Here is a 16970-nt window from a genome sequence, read left to right as displayed (position 1 = left end):
GCTACCTCTGACTTCCCCTGTTAGCGCCGCGTCCGGCCGTCATACTGCTTCACCGTGTCCCCGCCGAAGATCAGGCGTTGCGGGTTGCGGTCGAAGTTGGTGATCGTATCGTTCAGATTGCTCACGGTTCCGCGCATATCGTTGACGAGCGTCTGTACGTCGCGCAGGCCGCCGCTCGAGAACTTCTGCAGATTGTCGGCAATCGGCCCGATGCGCGAATTCAGATTGTCGGCGACCTTCTTAAACGATTCGAGCGTATCGCGCGCCTCGGTAAACAGCGACTGCGTGTTGTCGGTGCCGAGAAGCGCGTCGACCTTGATGAGAATGCCGTCGATGCGGGTCGAGGCCGAGTTCAGCTTGTTGGCAAGCTGCGACACGTCCTGGATCGTCTGGTCGATATCTTTCTGGCGTGCCGAAACCGTGTTGGCGACGTCGCGGATCGAGGCGACGGCGGCGCGCGCATCCTTGGTCGCCTGCGAGATATCGTCGACCGAGCCCTTGATCTTGGCCGGGTCGATCTGGGCGACGAGCGTGTCGACGCGGTCGAGCGTTGCCTGCGCCTGCTTGCCGAAATCGTTGAAGGTCGTGGCCGTCTCGTCGAACTTCTGGATCGCGCCCTTGAGGTCGCCGGAAGCGTCGGCGACATTGGCGGTGATCTTCTCGGCATTGGAGACGATATTGTTGATCTTCTCAGCGTCCACCGCTTTGACCAGCGATTCCACAGCCTGCAGCGTCGAGTCGACACGGCCGGAGACTGCCTTCACCGTATTGGAGAGTTCGCCGACGCTCTGCAGGAACGAATCGATATTGTCGGAATTCTTGGCGAGCGCATCCGAGAAGGTCTCGGCATTCTTGAAGGTCTCGGTCAGCGGCCCGCGCGAATCCTGGATGAAGCCCTGAAGATCGCCGACCGCATCGTTGGCGCGGTCGAGGATCTTGTCAGCGGTCGCCAGAAGATTAGTGACGCTCGACTGGTCGGCGACGATGACGGCGCGTTTGCCGTTGTCGATCGCATGTTGGAGAATGCTTTCCTCGCCCTTGCGGCCGCCAGACAGTTCGATATAGGCAGCGCCCGTCAGGCCCTGGATTTCAAGGGCAGCCTTGGTCGAGGGATAGATCGGCGCATCGGTGCGCACCTGGGTGAAAGCCAGCGAATATTGCGGATCGTCGGCATCGATCGACAGCGTCTGCACCGAGCCCACCTGGATACCGTTGAAGCGCACCGGCGAGCCGACGCTGAGGCCGTTGGCGGAGCCCGGAATGCGCACGATCAGCTCCGTCATCGGGCCGCCGCGGCCATATTCGGCCATCCAGTAGACGAAGCCGAAGGCCGCCGCGATCACCAGCAGCGTGAAAAAACCGACAATCGTATAATTGGCTTTGGTTTCCATCTTATCCGGTCACTTCCCGCTCACGCCGTGCTGCGCGCCATCGCCCTGCGGCACGATCGCCCGCGCCCGCTTGCCCTTGAAGTAGGCCTGCACCCAGGGATCGTCATAAGCCAGCATATCGTCGATTGTGCCTTCCACCATTACTCGCTTCTTTCCGAGCACGGCAATACGGTCGCAGACTGAAAACAGGCTGTCGAGGTCATGCGTCACCATATACACGGTCAGTCCCAGACTATCGCGCAGGTTGGCGATCAGTTCATCGAATTCGGCCGCGCCGATGGGATCGAGACCCGAGGTCGGCTCGTCCAGGAAGACGAGTTCCGGATCGAGTGCCAGCGCGCGGGCAAGGGCTGCGCGCTTGATCATGCCGCCCGACAGTTCGGATGGGTACTTATCGGCGGCGTCAGCCGCCAGCCCCACCATGCGGATCTTCAGATGCGCCAATTCGTCCATCAGCGAGCGCGGCAGGTCGAGATATTCGCGCATCGGGACCTGGATGTTTTCCTTCACCGTCAGCGACGAGAACAGCGCGCCCTGCTGGAACAGCACGCCGAGCCGCATGTCGAGCGCATTGCGCTGCGGTTCGTCGAGTTCGTCGAAATCCTGGCCGAGAATTTTGATCGTGCCGGAGCGGCGCGGCAAAAGCCGCAGCACCGTGCGCATCAGCACCGATTTGCCGGTGCCCGAGGCGCCGACGAATCCGAGGATCTCGCCGCGATAGATATCGAGGTTCAGATTGTCGAGCACCACTTTCGAACCGAAAGCAACGGTGACGTCGCGCGCCGAAAGCACGACATCCCTGCCCTGTCCTTCGCTTTCGATCGGTTGCTGGTTCACGCCGTCCGCCATGCTAGAAGTCGATCGCTGCATAGAACATCGCAAAAAGCCCGTCCATCAGGATAACGACGAAAATCGCCTTCACCACAGCGGCCGTCACGTGTTGGCCGAGCGATTCCGCACTGCCGCCGACCTTCAGCCCTTCGACGGCGGCGACGATACCGATGACCAGCGCCATGAACGGTGCCTTGATCATGCCCGACAGGACCGTGGACAGAGTCACCGCTTCGTGCAGGCGCGACAGGAAGTTGGCGAAGGTGATGCCGGAGTAACCCCAGGCAACGGCGGCAGCCCCCGCCAGAGAGGCGAAATTCGCCAGCACTGTCAGAAGCGGCAGCGCGATGGTCAGCGCCACCAGCCGCGGGAAAATCAGCACGCCGATCGGGTTCAACCCCATCACTTTCAGCGCGTCGATCTCCTCGCGCATCTTCATCGAGCCGATCTCGGCGGTGATCGCGCTGCCGGAGCGGCCAGCGATCATGATCGAGGTCAGAAGCACGCCGATTTCGCGCAATTGCAGAATGCCGACGAGATCGACGACGAAGACCTCCGCCCCGAAATAACGCAGCTGGAAGGCACCCTGCTGGGCGATGATCGCTCCGATCAGAAACGACATCAGCAGGATGATCGGAACGGCGCGAACGCCCATGCGGTCGATCTGGTTGACGATCGAAGCCGGCGAAACGCCACTGCCGCGGCCAAACTTCATCTGCGCGCCGCGCACCGCCGAACCGAGGATATACATGGCGGCGGCAAAATTATCCCAGACGTCGTAGGTCATCTTGCCCACAGGCGCGAAAATGCGCGCGACAAGCGAGACCTTCTCTTTCTGCTCCGGCTCCGCTTTAGCCTGTTCCTCGGAAAACATCTCCAGCATTTCGTCGATATGCGGATTGGTGCCGACGAAGCGAACCGTGCGCCCGGCCGCCTCCTCTTCCTTTTTCAGCCGGCACAGGAGCCAGATGCCGGCGGTGTCGATGTCTGCTATATCGGAGAGGTCGACCGTCAGGTCGCCGGCCTTCTGATGCAGCAGCTTTTCGAAATCCCGCAGCACGAAATGTACATAGGCGCTGCGCCAGTTGCCGCGAAGACGCACATGCTGCCCCGAACCATCGGCATGGTCGTCCACGTCAAGTGAGGCGGCGTTGCGATTCTCGGCGTTCAAGATACTTCTGTCTCTCAAGGCTTATAGTGACATTGCCGAATCGCGAAACCGATCGTTCTTCGTCCGGCGCGTCAATATACAGAAGCAACGTCCAATTTCCATGCTCGCAGGACAGCAATAATGCCGCGCACCCTTGATATCCAGATGAATTCCTTTCCGATTGCCGGAACCTTCACCATCTCGCGCGGGGCAAAGACCGAAGCGGAAGTCATCACCTGCACGCTCGCCGAAGACGGGGCGCGGGGGCTTGGCGAATGCGTGCCCTACCGCCGCTACGGCGAGACCATGGAGAGCGTCTTTGCCCAGATCGAGGCCGCCCGCCCGCTTGTCGAAGCCGGCATCTCGCGCGGCGATCTCTTGTCGGCGATGCCGCCGGGCGCGGCCCGCAACGCCGTCGATTGCGCGCTCTGGGATCTCGAAGCCAAGATGACAGGTCAAAGCGTTGCGGCACGTCTCGGCCTTGCCGATCTGAAGCCGCTCACGACAGCCTACACCATCTCGCTCGGCGAGCCGGAGGTGATGGCCGCCCAGGCGCGCGAACATGCCGGCCGCGCGCTGCTCAAGGTCAAAGTCGGAACCGGCGACGATGAAAGCCGCATCCGCGCCGTCCGCGCTGCTGCGCCCGATGCAGCCATCATACTCGACGCCAATGAGGGCTGGCCGGAGGCGGTGCTAGAACGTCACCTCCATATCGCGGCGCAAGCGGGTGTCGCCCTCGTCGAGCAGCCGCTGCCTGCCGGCTGCGATGCACTGCTTGCCGAGATCCGCCGCCCGCTCCTCGTCTGCGCCGACGAAAGCGTCCACCACACCGGCGATCTCGCAAGCCTTGCCGACCGCTACGACGCGATCAACATCAAGCTCGACAAGACGGGCGGGCTGACGGAAGCATTGGCGATGAAGGCCGAAGCCGAGCGGCTGGGTTTTTCCATCATGATCGGCTGCATGGTCGGCACCTCGCTCGCCATGGCGCCGGCCGTGCTGCTCGCCCAGAATGCCGATTTCGTCGATCTCGACGGGCCGCTGCTGCTTGCCCGCGACCGCGAGCCCGGCCTGCGCTACGCCGCTTCCCTGGTTTTTCCGCCGGAAAGCAGCCTCTGGGGCTGAAGGTAATAAGCAGAGATGACGAGGCCGAGACCGGAAAGCGCAATCAGCGCCATGACGTAATAGCTGACGACGCCGAGCCAGGCGTAGAGATAGCCCGACGCGATGGTCATCAGCCCCATCGCCATGCCGACATAGAAGAAATAGGCGCCCTGCGCCGAGGATTCCCGCGTCTCCTGCACCGTCGCCACGATCCGCCGCTGCACGCCGGTATGCACGAAGGCATAGGTGAAGCCATGGAAGCATTGCAGCAGGAAGAACCCGGCAAAGCCCGCATTCATCGGAAACAGGATCCAGCGGCAGACGCTCATTGCGCAGCCGAAGCGAATCAGCGTCCAAGCGTCGAAGCGCCGGTTGAGCCGCTTCGACAGAAAAAACACCGTCACCTCCGAAGCGACGCCGGCGCTCCAGAGCAGGCCGACCTCGGTGCCGGAAAAGCCGAGCTGATGCCAATAGATCGAGGAAAAAGCGTTGAGCACGGCATGGCTCGACTGCTGGATGGCGACACCGATCAAAAGCATTAGCAAATGGGGCTCGCGCAAGCCGCTGCCGGTGGCCGCGGGAAGGTCGATCGGCTGGCCGCGCCGCCGCGTCGGCCCGATGCGCGGACAGAAGATCGCCATGACGACGGTCATGCCAAAGCCGAACACCATGACGGCAAGCACCATTCCGCCGCCCCACCGGCTGATCAGTTGGCCGCCGACGAGCGTCGAGACAATGAAGGCAATCGAGCCCCAGACGCGCATCGACCCGTAATCGAGCCCCCAGCGGCGCACGCCCGAAATGACGATCGATTCGACGACGGGCAGATAGGGCGCGAAGGTGGCGCCCTGCAGCGCAAAGACGATCGTCACGGGCCAGAAGGTCGTCGTCCAGTAGAGTGCCACCGCCGTCAGCAGCGACAGGCCGCCCGACCAGAGCAGCACGTCGGCGCGCTCCTTCAGGCGGTCTGCGATCATCGCCACGACAGGCGCCACAAGCACGCGCACCACCATCGGTATCGCAAGGATGATGCCGATCTCGTGGTCGCTGAAGCTGTGGGCTGCGAGCCAGACGGGGAAGAACGGCAGGACGACGCCGTTGACGAGCAGCGGCGCGCAATAGGAAAGCGCGCTGAGCAGCCGGAAGCGCGGCGGCGCTCCCTCACCCGGGGAATGTTGAGCGGGAATCATGGGTGGACCTGAAGGAAACTACGTGTTGCCTAACACGCCACCCCGAGGGACGACTATTGCGAGAAATAGCCTTCCCGAAACGTTTTAAGAAATAAATGGGGCCTGTCGCCTGATGGCAACGGCTAAATTGCTGAAGTGCCGCCGCAGATGCGCCGGCGCCGAAATCAAGCGGCCAAAGTCAGGCAGCCTGGGGGGCGAGTTCGCCCTCGTCATGCATTTCGATGGCGGCAACCGCCGGCACGGCGCTGGCAAGTGCGCGCCAGGTGATTAGTTCGAATGTGCCGTCCTCATGTTCGGCCACCGCCGTGCAGCTTTCCACCCAGTCGCCGGTATTGATGTAGCGGATGCCTTCCATGTCCTGGATGACGGCATGGTGGATATGGCCGCAGATCACGCCGTCGGCGCCGCTCTTGCGGGCCTCTTCGGCGACAACGCGCTCGAATTCGCCAATGAAGTTGACTGCATGTTTGACCTGCAGCTTGGCCCAGGCCGAGAACGACCAGTAGGGCATGCCGAGGCGGCGGCGGACGGCCGCAAGCAGGATATTGATGCGGATCGCCGTGTCGTAGGCCCAGTCGCCGAGATAGGCGAGCAGCCGGGCATTGCGGACGACGACGTCGAATTCGTCGCCGTGCAGGATCAGGTATTTCTTGCCGTCGGCGCCGTCATGCATCATCCGCTCGACGACCTCGATGCCGCCGAAATGCATGCCCGGGAAGTCGCGCAGGAATTCGTCATGATTGCCGGGAATGTAGACGACGCGCGTGCCCTTGCGCGCCTTGCGCAGCAGCTTCTGGACGACGTCGTTGCAGACCTGCGGCCAGTACCAGCTGCGCTTCAGGCGCCAGCCGTCGACGATGTCGCCGACGAGCACGATCGTATCGGCTTCGTGGTAGCGCAGGAAATCCAGAAGGAAGTCGGCCTTCGCGGCCTTCGAGCCGAGATGGACATCGGAAATGAAGAGCGTGCGGAAATGTTTGGGTTCCATCATGTCTGTCACGAGCAGCCGCTCATGTCCCATCTTTCATCTAGCCTTCCAAAACCAGACTCGTGTTTCAGGAAGATGACAAGGTGGGGAAAAGCCCAGCAAACCTGTTCATTCCGCGTGGCAATCATGGCCGGATTCGGCCGTCCGTGAAGCTTGCGGCACCAATGACCGGCGATCCGATCGTCTTATTAGGTTCAGATCTTTCCCGCATAACGAGAATCAAATTAACAGCAGATGCCGATCAAGGCTAAATTGGGGGATTGATGATGCGCGCCCGCACCGCAACGATAATGATTTCACTTGCACTGCTTGCAGGCTGCGTACCGACGCAGCAGGATTACGATGCGGCCGTCACGCTGCTGCAGGGCAGCGCAAGAGCGAGAAACGAGGTTGTCAGAGACTGCTCAAAGGGTTTCGATGCCAATGACCGTCGTGTCGCCGGTATCGTGACAAACGTCTCGGATAAGGACGCTCCGAAGGTTGCCTGCCAGCGGTATTTGTCGGCCATGGTCTCCGGTCGCGTCACTTATCAAGATTTCCTCGACATCAAGGCTCACCGGTTCTCGCCAAAGCTCATCAAGATCTTCCAGGGCCGCTGATCTCTCGCTTCGTTAATTTGGAACCGAATCCTCCCGAGCGCTTTGATGTTTAAGCCTCGGGAGAATGAAAATGGACGAAGACACCGTTGAGCGGTTGAACTCGATCAGCTGGGATCTGCACACAAGGGCCTTGGCGCTTATGACAGCCACGCAGGATCGGGATATGGCAATGATCATGTCGGCGCTTGCTGTGACGATGGAAGCTGTTCAATCCATCGATGCGACCGTGAACAAGATCGACGGACCGTGCGGATTGGGGGCGAGCGGCGACTAGGCGCTTCCCCTCCCACCCCGCTGGCGAGGTTGCCCTGTGGATCAAGCGCGTTCATGATGACTGCGATTCCATATCCGACAAAGCGGGATGGCTGATGCGTCTCTTTCTCGTTCGCCACGGCGAATCCCTCGGCAATCTCAATGAACAGGCCTATCGCCAATTCGGCGATCACAACGTGCCGCTGACACAATGGGGTTATCGCCAGGCGACCGAAGCCGGCGGCGCGATCGCCTCCTATCTCAAGGGATTGCCGAGCCCAGGCTTTCAGAAGCTGCACATCTGGTACTCGCCGTTTCTGCGCACCCGCCAGAGCAAGGATGCACTGCTCGAAGCCCTGCCTGAAAATTTCGTCGGCGATGTCACGGAGGATTATCTGCTGCGCGAGCAGGATTTCGGTCTCTTCACCGAAATCTACGACCATGCCGAGCAGAAACAGAAATTCCCCGAGGAATTCGAAAAATGGGCAAGGCTGCGCAGCAACAGCGGCAAGTTCTACGCTCGGCCGCCGGATGGCGAAAGCCGGGCGGATGTGGCCCAGCGGGTGCGCCTGTTCCTTCAAACCGTCATGCGTGATGCCGAAAGCAGCGACCATAATGTCGCAATCGTCGGCCACGGCGTCACCAACCGGGCGGTCGAAATGAACTTTCTGCACCGCCCCGTGGAGTGGTTCGAGCGCTCCGATAATCCTGGAAATGCCGACATCACGCTGATCGAGGGGACACGGTCGCAAGGATATGAGTCGATCCTGCTGCATCAGGCAGCCGACCGGCAGCCGGGACAGGAAGGCGAACTGCGCGATGCCTATGGCGCCGACGTGACGATCACGCCGAAGGCCGGCGGATAAATCTCTGGCGGGTTGCGTAAAGGCAACCCTCCGACGACACGGCTCTGCTTAAGGAATTGATCCTACTCACCGAAAGGTGACAGGCGGCAGGATTGTCATCGCCGGGTGCGTAACAGGTGATGAAAACTAGCGCCCTTGCCCAACTCCGACCCGGTATGCATCCTCCAGGCTGCGTTGCAGCACATAGGGGAATTCATCCCGCGTGACGCCCCAGCCGACGACATCCGCTATTTTGGAAAGAATGAGCTCTACCTTCGCATAAGCATAATTGCAGGCGGCGGTGTCTGGCCGCTGAAAGTATTCCAGCTGTGAGAGGCAATCGATCATATCGTAGTCAGCCCCAGATCGCTTCAAGGAGCTTGAAACGTCTTCGGCCATCGAATCGATGTATGGTTTTGCAGGGCGTTCAAACCGAAGAGGAGATTTGTCGCTTGTGAAGTCCTCGACGATTGAACGAACAGCCGCGCTGTCAGAGATTTTGATCTTGGGAAGACGGGTTTGGCCTTGGGCGAGGATAATCACCATGGCGCCTGTACGGCATGCGGGATGATCGATATTATTTAAAACCCTAAGCGCCGTTGCACATCTAAAGAAAGCCCCTCGCTCCGGCGAAAGCTTTTTAAGCGCATCGTTCAACCCCCTATTTTCGTCCGCCGCCACGACATTTGCCGCGACAAAAAAGATTGAGAAAATGGCGACGAATGCCGATTGCTGCTTCATTTTAATGTGCCCGCGATGATCCATGATCCGCAACTTACCAATCACAGCGAGGCGCCGTGGTTAGTTTAGCTCTAAACCGGAAATATTTGGACGCAAGACGTTAAGGAAGAAGCGACAAACTCCTGAACTGTTTGTTTTTCATGCACAATGCTCTGGTTGGTCGGAGAACGAAGTACGAAGAACGTTCCAACTCTCTGAATCCACGACCACATCCCGCGCCCAAGTGATCCCGCCTGAGCGCGGGATGATCCGTCTAGGCAGCCCGCACGGCCGCCATCGGCTTCACGTTCTGGTTCATGCGGAACAGATTGTTCGGATCGTAGCGCAGCTTGATTTCGGCAAGGCGGTGGTAATTGGCGCCGTAAGCGGTTTCGACCCGATCGGTCTCGTCCTCCGGCATGAAGTTGATATAGGCGGTTCCCACTGCATGCGGCTTGGTTGCCTCGAAGAGCTCGCGCGCCCAGCCGATGCAGCTTGCGTCCATCCCGGTTTCCCGCCAGCGCGCATGCACGTTCATGACGAAATGCGAGCTGCGCTGTGGAAATGCGGTGGCTTCGGTTGGCACGCGGCCGGCCGCGCCGCCGACATGGCCGATGAAGATCTCGCATTCCGGCCCCGGCAATTTGCCCACTGCCTTAAGCAGCACGTCGATCGCCGCATCGGAAAGCGAGGCGAAATCCTGGCTCTTCCAGTAGTTGCGCGCACCGGGCGTCAGAAGCGGGTCGAACGCCTGCTGCCAGCCGGTGAACGGCACTGGGCCGACGACGTCGGCGATCGGCTTTCCAATCCCGCGCAGTCTGGCCGCTGCCTTTTCGCCCGCCGCGATATCTCCGCAATAGCACATGGCGAGCACCACGATCTCCTTGCCGTGCCATTCGGCCGGCAGGAACGGCAACGGCGGCGCCTGGCGCATCACCACCCAGCAGGTCAGTTCGTCGGGGGCGGCTTCCAGCGCCTGCCGATATTCCCTCAGCACTTTCTCCGCATCAGCGAAAGGATGCACCACCAGTCCGGCAAAAACCTCTTCCTTGAGAGGATTGAGCTTGAATTCGAAAGAGGTCACGACGCCGAAATTGCCGCCGCCGCCGCGCAGCGCCCAGAAGAGATCCGGCTTTTCGGTCTCGCTCGCCTTGACCAACTCGCCATCGGCCGTCACCACATCAACCGAAAGCAGATTGTCGAGCGTCAGCCCGAATTTGCGGGTCAGCCAACCGAAACCGCCGCCGAGCGTCAGCCCGGCAATGCCGGTCGTGGAGTTGATGCCGGTCGGCAGCACCAGCCCGAAGGCCATCGTTTCCTTGTCGACGTCGCCAAGTGTGGCGCCCGGCTCGATCCTCGCGCGGCGCGTCTGGGCATCCACCCGCACCGATTTCATCGCCGACAGGTCGATGACGACGCCGCCTTCGCAGACCGCATTGCCGGCAATACCGTGGCCGCCGCCGCGCACCGAAACGAGCAGATTGTTGTCGCGCGCAAAACGCACGGCGCGCATGACATCGGCTGCACCGGCGCAGCGCGCGATCAGGCCAGGCCGGCGATCGATCATCGCATTCCAGATCGCCCGCGCGTCGTTGTAATCCATGTCTTTGTTGGTCAGGAGACTGCCGCGAAATCCGGCGGCAAACGCATCCATGGCCGCATCATTGACCATCGTCTGACCCTTTTGCAGGGTTGTGAGGTTCAAATTGTCCATGATTTCCTCCATGCGACCGGCGCCCCGCACCGTCGCGGCGGCATTTTGCGCTTGCTGGGGCCGCCAAACAAGTTCCGAAAAGGATTAGCTCCCTGCGGCTGCAAGACAGGAACGGCATTCCATTGACTTCACGTCGGAAATTGGTGTTCGCGGACGGCAATCCCTGCCGAGAGCCGACAGATATCTAACCCCGCAGCCCGCGCGCGATCGCATCGATGACCGCGCCGATCCGCCCCGGCACGAACCGACGCGATGGATGGACGGCATGGATCGGCAGCACCAGTTTTCGCCAGCCGGAGAGAACCTCGACAAGCCTTCCATCGGCTATGTCTTCCGCAACGAGATCGACGGGGATGTAGATGATGCCTGCGCCGGCGAGCGCGGCCATCCTGAGTGCCTCACCGTTGTCGATCTCGATGTTGCCGCGCGCCTCGACCGTGAAACTCTCTCCGTCCTCCGTCTCGAACGGCCATTCGTCGCGCGGAACGAGATTGAGATTGAGGATGCAGCGGCCGAGGCGAAGATCCTCCGGCCGCTCCGGCGCAGCAAATCGTTCTAGATAGGCCGGAGAGGCGCAGCAAACGAAATGATAGCTGCCGACCCGGCGCGCAATCAGGGAAGATGGCTTCAATTCGCCGATCCTGATCGCCAGATCGTAACCCTCGGCCACGAGATCGACATTGCGGTCGCTGAGATTGAGCTCGACGGAAAGTGCCGGATGCCGCTCCGCGAGCTCGGCCATGACAGGCGCGAGCCGCTTGATCCCCAGTGTCGTCGGGGCGCTGACACGCAGGCGTCCAGACAGAGCCTCGGCATCCGGGCGGGAGATGTCGTTGAGCTCCTCCAGCTCGTCGATGATCCTGTTTGCCTTGAGGAGGAAGCGAGACCCGATCTCGGTCAACCGCTGCGTGCGCGTGGTGCGTTCGATCAGCTTGACTCCGTACTCCTGCTCCAGCGCCTGGATGCGCCGGCCAACCATCGCAGGCGAAATGCCAAGCCGCTTCGCCGCTCCGGCAAAGCTTCCCGATGTCGCGGCGGCAATGAGGGTCTGCAGGTTCAAAAGATCGGGCATTCGATACTTTTATGCAGTTCTGTTATCGCAATCAATGCAATTCACGAATGGATTGCTCGGATGTATCTCTTTGTTATCCCCTCGGATCACAGGAGAAAGCACAATGAAAACAGCAATTATCGGCATCGGAAACATGGGCAAGGGTCTGGCCGCGCGTCTTGCCGGCAAGACTGATCTCGTTATTGCCGGCCGCAACGATACGGCTGCATGCAGCCTTGCCGAAAGCCTCGGCGTCGAGAGCGCCCCCATTACCGAGGCGATCGCCGCCGCCGGGATCGTCGTCCTTGCCGTTCCCTATGCGAGCGCGCTTGAAATTGCCGCTTTGCCGTCACTCGCAGGCAAGATCGTCGTCGATATCAGCAATCCGCTGAAACCTGATTTCTCCGGCCTGCTCTTCGGCCATGAGACTTCCGCCGCCGAGAAAATCCAAAAGGCCGCCGCCGGCGCCAAGGTCGTCAAGGCCTTCAACACCATCTTCGCCGAACTCTTCAACACGCCCCGCGACGCCACGGCGAAAGTGCCGGTATTCGTCGCCGGAAATGATGACGACGCCGTGGAAAAGGTTTCCCGTCTGGTCGTCGACTCCGGATTTGCCGTCGAAAAGTCCGGCGGCCTTGACGCTGCGACACTTCTGGAACCGCTCGGCATGCTCAACATCCGCCTCGGCTACGGCCTCGGCCGGGGAACCGCCATCGCGCCCGCCTGGGTCAACATCGCCGCCTGAGGGCTTACCGCCGATAGCCAAGATGAGCATCCCGTCCGTGAGGCCGGGATGTTTTTGCCGTTCGATCGAAAACTTCTTCCTTCCCCCCATTTCCATACTGTCGCCCGTATCCGATTGATGTATGGAGGGAACTCCCAAAAAGACGTGCACGGAGGCGGCAATGGATCACCAGGATAAATCCAAGACGGACAAGAACCTGCCAGGCGGCGATCTCGACGAGCAGGCGCTCTTCTTCCACCGCTATCCCCGCCCCGGTAAGCTGGAGATCCAGGCGACCAAGCCGCTCGGCAACCAGCGCGACCTGGCGCTCGCCTATTCGCCGGGCGTTGCCGCTCCCTGCCTTGCCATCCGCGACAATCCGGAGATGGCGGCCGAATATACCTCGCGCGCCAATCTCGTCGCCGTCATCTCCAACGGTACGGCCGTGCTCGGCCTCGGCAACATCGGCCCGCTGGCTTCCAAGCCGGTTATGGAGGGCAAGGCCGTACTCTTCAAGAAGTTCGCCGGCATCGACGTCTTCGACATCGAGATTGATGCGGCCAGCGTCGACCAGATGGTCTCCACCGTCTCCTCGCTGGAGCCGACCTTCGGCGGCATCAACCTGGAAGACATCAAGGCGCCGGAATGTTTCGAGGTCGAGCGGCGCCTGCGCGAAAAGATGAAGATCCCGGTCTTCCACGACGACCAGCACGGCACGGCGATCATCGTCGCCGCCGCGATCCTGAACGGGCTGGAACTTGCTGGGAAGAAAATCGAGAACGTCAAGATCGTCGCCTCCGGCGCCGGTGCCGCCGCTCTCGCCTGCCTCAACCTGCTTGTTACCCTCGGGGCGAAGCGGGAAAACATCTGGGTCCACGATCTCGAAGGCCTCGTCTATGAAGGCCGCGTCGAACTAATGGACGAGTGGAAGTCCGTCTATGCCCAGAAGAGCGATACGCGCACGCTCGCTGAAAACATCGGCGGCGCCGACGTCTTCCTCGGCCTGTCGGCCGCCGGCGTCCTGAAGCCGGAGCTGCTGGCGCAGATGGCCGAAAAGCCGCTGATCATGGCGCTCGCCAATCCGACGCCGGAGATCATGCCGGATCTCGCCCGCGCCGCCCGTCCCGATGCGATGATCTGCACCGGCCGTTCCGATTTCGCCAACCAGGTCAACAACGTCCTCTGCTTCCCCTATATCTTCCGCGGCGCGCTCGATTGCGGCGCCGAGACGATCAACGAGGAAATGAAGATGGCGGCCGTGCGCGCCATCGCGGCGCTTGCCCGCGAGGAGCCGTCCGATGTTGCCGCCCGCGCCTATTCCGGCGAGACGCCGGTCTTCGGCCCCGATTACCTGATCCCCTCGCCCTTCGATCCGCGCCTGATTTTGCGCATCGCGCCGGCCGTCGCAAAAGCCGCCGAACAGAGCGGCGTGGCGCGCCGTCCGATCCAGGATTTCGACGCCTATCTCGACCAGTTGAACCGCTTCGTCTTCCGCTCCGGCTTCATCATGAAGCCGATCTTCACGGCGGCAAAGACGGCAGAGCGCAAGCGCGTCATCTTCTCCGAAGGCGAAGACGAGCGGGTGCTGCGCGCCGCTCAAGTTCTGATCGAGGAAGGCATCGCCGAACCGATCATCATCGGCCGTCCCCAGGTCATCGAAACGCGCCTCAAGCGCTACGGCCTGCGCATCCGTCCGCTGCAGGATTTCGAGGTCATCAATCCGGAAGACGATCCGCGCTTCCGCGAATATGTCGATCTCTATTTCTCGCTCGTCGGCCGGCGCGGCGTCATCCCGGAAGCCGCCCGTACCATCGTGCGCACCAACACCACAGTCATCGGCGCGCTGGCGCTGCGACGCGGCGAGGCCGACGCGCTGATCTGTGGCCTCGAAGGCCGCTACGAGAAGCATCTGCGGGACGTCCGCCAGATCATCGGCAAGCGCAAGGACGTCCGCGATTTCTCCGCGCTCAGCCTGATGATCTCGCAGCGTGGCGCCACTTTCTTCACCGACACCTACGTCACCTTCAATCCGACTGCCGAAGAAATTGCCGAGTCGACGGTGCTTGCAGCCGAGGAAATCCGCCGCTTCGGCATCACGCCGCGCGCTGCCCTCGTCTCGCATTCGAACTTCGGCTCACGCGAATCCGAAAGCGCCACGAAGATGCGCAACGCCCTCCAGCTCGTGCGCGAGACCGCCCCCGATCTCGAAGTCGACGGCGAAATGCACGGCGAGAGCGCCATCACCGAAGCTCTGCGCAAGCGCGTCATGCCGCACACCACGCTGCACGATGAGGCGAACCTGCTGGTTTTCCCCAACCTCGACGCCGCCAACATCACGCTCGGCGTGGTCAAGTCGATGACCGATGGCCTGCATGTCGGCCCGATCCTGCTCGGCGCCGCCATGCCCGCCCACATCCTCGCCCCCTCGGTCACCTCCCGCGGCGTCGTCAACATGGCCGCATTGGCAGTCGTCGAGGCCTCGCAGCCGGCGTGAGGGGACTCAGGCCTACTCCTCTTTCGTCATGCTCGGGCTTGTCCCGAGCATCTACATCGGGTGCAGCAGATCCTCGGCGCAAGGCCGAGGAAGACGCCGAGTCACCCTCCCCGCAACGACAGACGTCCCCTATCCGCAAGCGCATCCGCACGCTCGTTGCCTGATATGCCGGAATGGCCCTTGCACCAGACAATTGTCACCAGCGGATTCTGGGACAGCTGAAGATCGACCGCTTTCCAAAGTTCCGCATTGACGATCGTGCGGCTTCGGCCGTTCCCGTTCGGGCTGCTTTTCTTCCAGCCATTGTTCTTCCAGATATGCCGCCGCTCATTGCAACCTTTGATGGCGTATATGGAATCCGACCAGATCGTCGCAGGTTCGCCCGTCGCTTCGCGATTGATCCATAATGCCGCCTTGAGCACGGCGGTCAATTCCATCGAATTATTGGCGGAATCTTCGACGCCACCGAAGCCGGAGGCGATTTCAACGGCATTGCGGTAGGCGACAAAGGCCCATCCTCCCTGCGCGGAGCCGGGCTCATAACAACCGTCCACGAACACGTGGAGGCCATGTTGGGCTTCCGGTATTCCGGCCGTCGTCGCGAGCGAGCGTAGCTCGTTGGAAATGCCTGTCATTGTCTCCCTGCCACACATGCGATCTGCGACGGCATGCCCGTCTCAAGACGGACATTGGAATTGCATCTTCCGTTGAGTCAACCATTGACGTCAGCGGCCGCAGCAGTGCCTATTGCAGGCGGACAATGATGGGCAGCGTGGGTCATGGACAATCCGTTGAGCAGTGCCGGCAAGCGCGATCATGCCATAACCGTTCGCCGTATTCTCAAGGTCAATCACGCCGGCGAGTTCGGAGCAATTCGCATCTATGGGGCGCAGATCTGGATGGCCCGTCGGCTGTTTCCTGAAATCGTGCCCGCTCTTCGCGAAATGCGCGACGACGAGATCGAGCATTGCCGCCTGTTTCGCGAAGCGATGCCATCCAGGAATGCCAGGCCATGCCGTGTCATGGCATTCTGGAGCCTCGGCGGTTATCTGCTCGGTTTCCTGACGGCCCTCGGCGGGCGCAACATGGTCTGGATCTGCACCGAGGCGGTCGAAAGCACGGTTCACCGTCACCTGGAAGATCAATTGGCTTTCCTCAAGGCCCGTGATCCAGAGCTTCATGGCCTCATTGCCTCAATTCAGGAAGAGGAATTGGCTCATCTCAGGGAAGCCGAGAAAAACCAGACAACACGCGGCGTCGGCCACGCCCTGCTTCTGCCTGTCGTTGCCGCACTCACCGACCTGATGATCTGGCTCTCGACATGGGGAGACTCAAGCTGGATGCGCGCCGAAATGGCGCGCTCCAGACGGGCTTAGTGGTCTGGCGGCCGCTTCTGGTGCCCATTCAGTCATCACCGGTCTCCGCTTGGCCCAAAGCAGCCATGGCTCTGGGCCGAAGGTTTAATCGTCTGTAGATGGCGACGGCGAAGTCAGTTGTTCGCAAATCGCTTGGGAGGCTCAGCCAGGTTGATCCGGTTGCCCTCGTCGTCGAATAGCTGAGCCACGGCCCCAAAGTCGCCTTCGATTTTCTTGGCGAGTTGCAAGCCCAGGCGCGAAAGTCTTTCAAGCTCAACCTCGAGCGCGGGGACGACGATCGTTATGATTCCGTTGCCAGCGCGCTCGTCATCCTTCCAGACCTGCAGACCGGCGCCGCCCATGTTGCGCCATTGAGCCATGCCCGGGATCGGTTTGCTATCTGCGGGGCGTCCCATGAGCTTCTCGTACCAGACGAGTGCCTTGTCAAAGTTGGAAACGGTGGCGGAAGCGAAGATGCTCTGGACAGTTATTGAAGTGTTGGTCATGTCGTTCTCCTTGGTTCGGCAAATGGATGTCGTGCCAGAGTTCTCGATTTCGACAG

The 16970-nt window shown here is 61.1% G+C and carries 17 protein-coding genes; 7 read left to right on the top strand and 10 right to left on the bottom strand.

Annotated elements, in window-relative coordinates:
- Positions 1–20: 20 nt before the first annotated feature.
- The 3 genes from EFQ99_RS01530 to EFQ99_RS01520 are packed head-to-tail and all read right to left on the bottom strand — an operon-like array spanning position 21 to position 3411.
- On the bottom strand, positions 21–1391 hold the full coding sequence (locus EFQ99_RS01530) for an MlaD family protein (RefSeq protein WP_126918896.1): 1371 nt from the start codon (positions 1389–1391) through the stop codon (positions 21–23).
- A 9-nt stretch (positions 1392–1400) separates the two neighbouring features.
- On the bottom strand, positions 1401–2240 hold the full coding sequence (locus tag EFQ99_RS01525; RefSeq protein ID WP_126918895.1) for an ABC transporter ATP-binding protein: 840 nt from the start codon (positions 2238–2240) through the stop codon (positions 1401–1403).
- A gap of 1 nt (position 2241) precedes the next feature.
- Positions 2242–3411: an MlaE family lipid ABC transporter permease subunit gene (locus tag EFQ99_RS01520; protein WP_208722708.1), complete on the bottom strand. Its 1170-nt coding sequence runs from the start codon at positions 3409–3411 to the stop codon at positions 2242–2244.
- A gap of 102 nt (positions 3412–3513) precedes the next feature.
- Here EFQ99_RS01520 and dgcA point away from each other — a divergent pair, with 102 nt between their 5' ends.
- Positions 3514–4497 (top strand): N-acetyl-D-Glu racemase DgcA, encoded by a 984-nt coding sequence (gene dgcA / locus EFQ99_RS01515; RefSeq protein ID WP_126918893.1) that lies wholly within the window; start codon positions 3514–3516, stop codon positions 4495–4497.
- Here the strand turns inward: dgcA and EFQ99_RS01510 are convergent.
- Together EFQ99_RS01510 and EFQ99_RS01505 are read right to left on the bottom strand one after the other, a co-directional pair.
- Positions 4449–5666 carry an MFS transporter gene (locus tag EFQ99_RS01510; protein WP_126918892.1) on the bottom strand — a complete coding sequence of 406 codons (1218 nt, stop codon included), beginning with the start codon at positions 5664–5666 and terminating at the stop codon, positions 4449–4451. The two genes, dgcA and EFQ99_RS01510, sit on opposite strands and share 49 nt — an antisense overlap.
- A 178-nt stretch (positions 5667–5844) precedes the next feature.
- Positions 5845–6687 carry a UDP-2,3-diacylglucosamine diphosphatase gene (locus EFQ99_RS01505; RefSeq protein ID WP_126918891.1) on the bottom strand — a complete coding sequence of 281 codons (843 nt, stop codon included), beginning with the start codon at positions 6685–6687 and terminating at the stop codon, positions 5845–5847.
- Between the two features lie 233 nt (positions 6688–6920).
- Here EFQ99_RS01505 and EFQ99_RS01500 point away from each other — a divergent pair, with 233 nt between their 5' ends.
- The 3 genes from EFQ99_RS01500 to EFQ99_RS01490 all read left to right on the top strand — a co-directional run bounded on the left by EFQ99_RS01500 (position 6921) and on the right by EFQ99_RS01490 (position 8371).
- On the top strand, positions 6921–7253 hold the full coding sequence (locus EFQ99_RS01500; RefSeq protein WP_126919571.1) for a hypothetical protein: 333 nt from the start codon (positions 6921–6923) through the stop codon (positions 7251–7253).
- Between the two features lie 70 nt (positions 7254–7323).
- Entirely contained in the window at positions 7324–7527 is a 204-nt protein-coding gene (locus tag EFQ99_RS01495; protein WP_126918890.1) for a hypothetical protein, read from the top strand.
- A 94-nt stretch (positions 7528–7621) separates the two neighbouring features.
- A complete protein-coding gene (locus EFQ99_RS01490; RefSeq protein WP_126918889.1) occupies positions 7622–8371 on the top strand; it encodes a histidine phosphatase family protein in 750 nt (249 codons plus the stop codon).
- A gap of 126 nt (positions 8372–8497) precedes the next feature.
- Here EFQ99_RS01490 and EFQ99_RS01485 read toward each other — a convergent pair whose 3' ends face one another.
- The 3 genes from EFQ99_RS01485 to EFQ99_RS01475 form a co-directional block, all read right to left on the bottom strand.
- Positions 8498–9091 carry a hypothetical protein gene (locus EFQ99_RS01485; RefSeq protein WP_245441421.1) on the bottom strand — a complete coding sequence of 198 codons (594 nt, stop codon included), beginning with the start codon at positions 9089–9091 and terminating at the stop codon, positions 8498–8500.
- Between the two features lie 253 nt (positions 9092–9344).
- Entirely contained in the window at positions 9345–10784 is a 1440-nt protein-coding gene (locus tag EFQ99_RS01480; protein ID WP_126918888.1) for an FAD-binding oxidoreductase, read from the bottom strand.
- Positions 10785–10968: 184 nt separating this feature from the next.
- A complete protein-coding gene (locus EFQ99_RS01475; RefSeq protein ID WP_126918887.1) occupies positions 10969–11856 on the bottom strand; it encodes a LysR family transcriptional regulator in 888 nt (295 codons plus the stop codon).
- A 103-nt stretch (positions 11857–11959) separates the two neighbouring features.
- Between EFQ99_RS01475 and EFQ99_RS01470 the strand changes: the two genes are divergently transcribed.
- Both EFQ99_RS01470 and EFQ99_RS01465 read left to right on the top strand, forming a co-directional pair.
- Entirely contained in the window at positions 11960–12580 is a 621-nt protein-coding gene (locus EFQ99_RS01470; RefSeq protein ID WP_126918886.1) for an NADPH-dependent F420 reductase, read from the top strand.
- Positions 12581–12740: 160 nt separating this feature from the next.
- Positions 12741–15053, top strand: coding sequence for an NADP-dependent malic enzyme (locus EFQ99_RS01465; protein ID WP_126918885.1), 2313 nt, complete (start codon positions 12741–12743; stop codon positions 15051–15053).
- A 101-nt stretch (positions 15054–15154) separates the two neighbouring features.
- Here the strand turns inward: EFQ99_RS01465 and EFQ99_RS01455 are convergent, their stop codons facing one another.
- Positions 15155–15688: a ribonuclease H family protein gene (locus EFQ99_RS01455; protein WP_126918883.1), complete on the bottom strand. Its 534-nt coding sequence runs from the start codon at positions 15686–15688 to the stop codon at positions 15155–15157.
- A 144-nt stretch (positions 15689–15832) separates the two neighbouring features.
- On the opposite strand from EFQ99_RS01455, the gene EFQ99_RS01450 reads away from it, so the two are divergent.
- The gene (locus tag EFQ99_RS01450; protein ID WP_126918882.1) at positions 15833–16429 is read left to right on the top strand and encodes a demethoxyubiquinone hydroxylase family protein; all 597 of its coding nucleotides are present in this window, start codon (positions 15833–15835) and stop codon (positions 16427–16429) included.
- Between the two features lie 113 nt (positions 16430–16542).
- On the opposite strand, the gene EFQ99_RS01445 is transcribed toward EFQ99_RS01450, so the two are convergent.
- A complete protein-coding gene (locus EFQ99_RS01445) occupies positions 16543–16914 on the bottom strand; it encodes a VOC family protein (RefSeq protein ID WP_126918881.1) in 372 nt (123 codons plus the stop codon).
- Positions 16915–16970: the final 56 nt, after the last annotated feature.

The sequence above is a fragment of the Rhizobium vallis genome (assembly GCF_003985155.1).
GTDB classification, from domain to species: Bacteria; Pseudomonadota; Alphaproteobacteria; order Rhizobiales; family Rhizobiaceae; genus Rhizobium; species Rhizobium vallis.
Note: the sequence above shows the minus strand (reverse complement) of the source record. Positions and strands in the feature narration are given on the sequence as shown.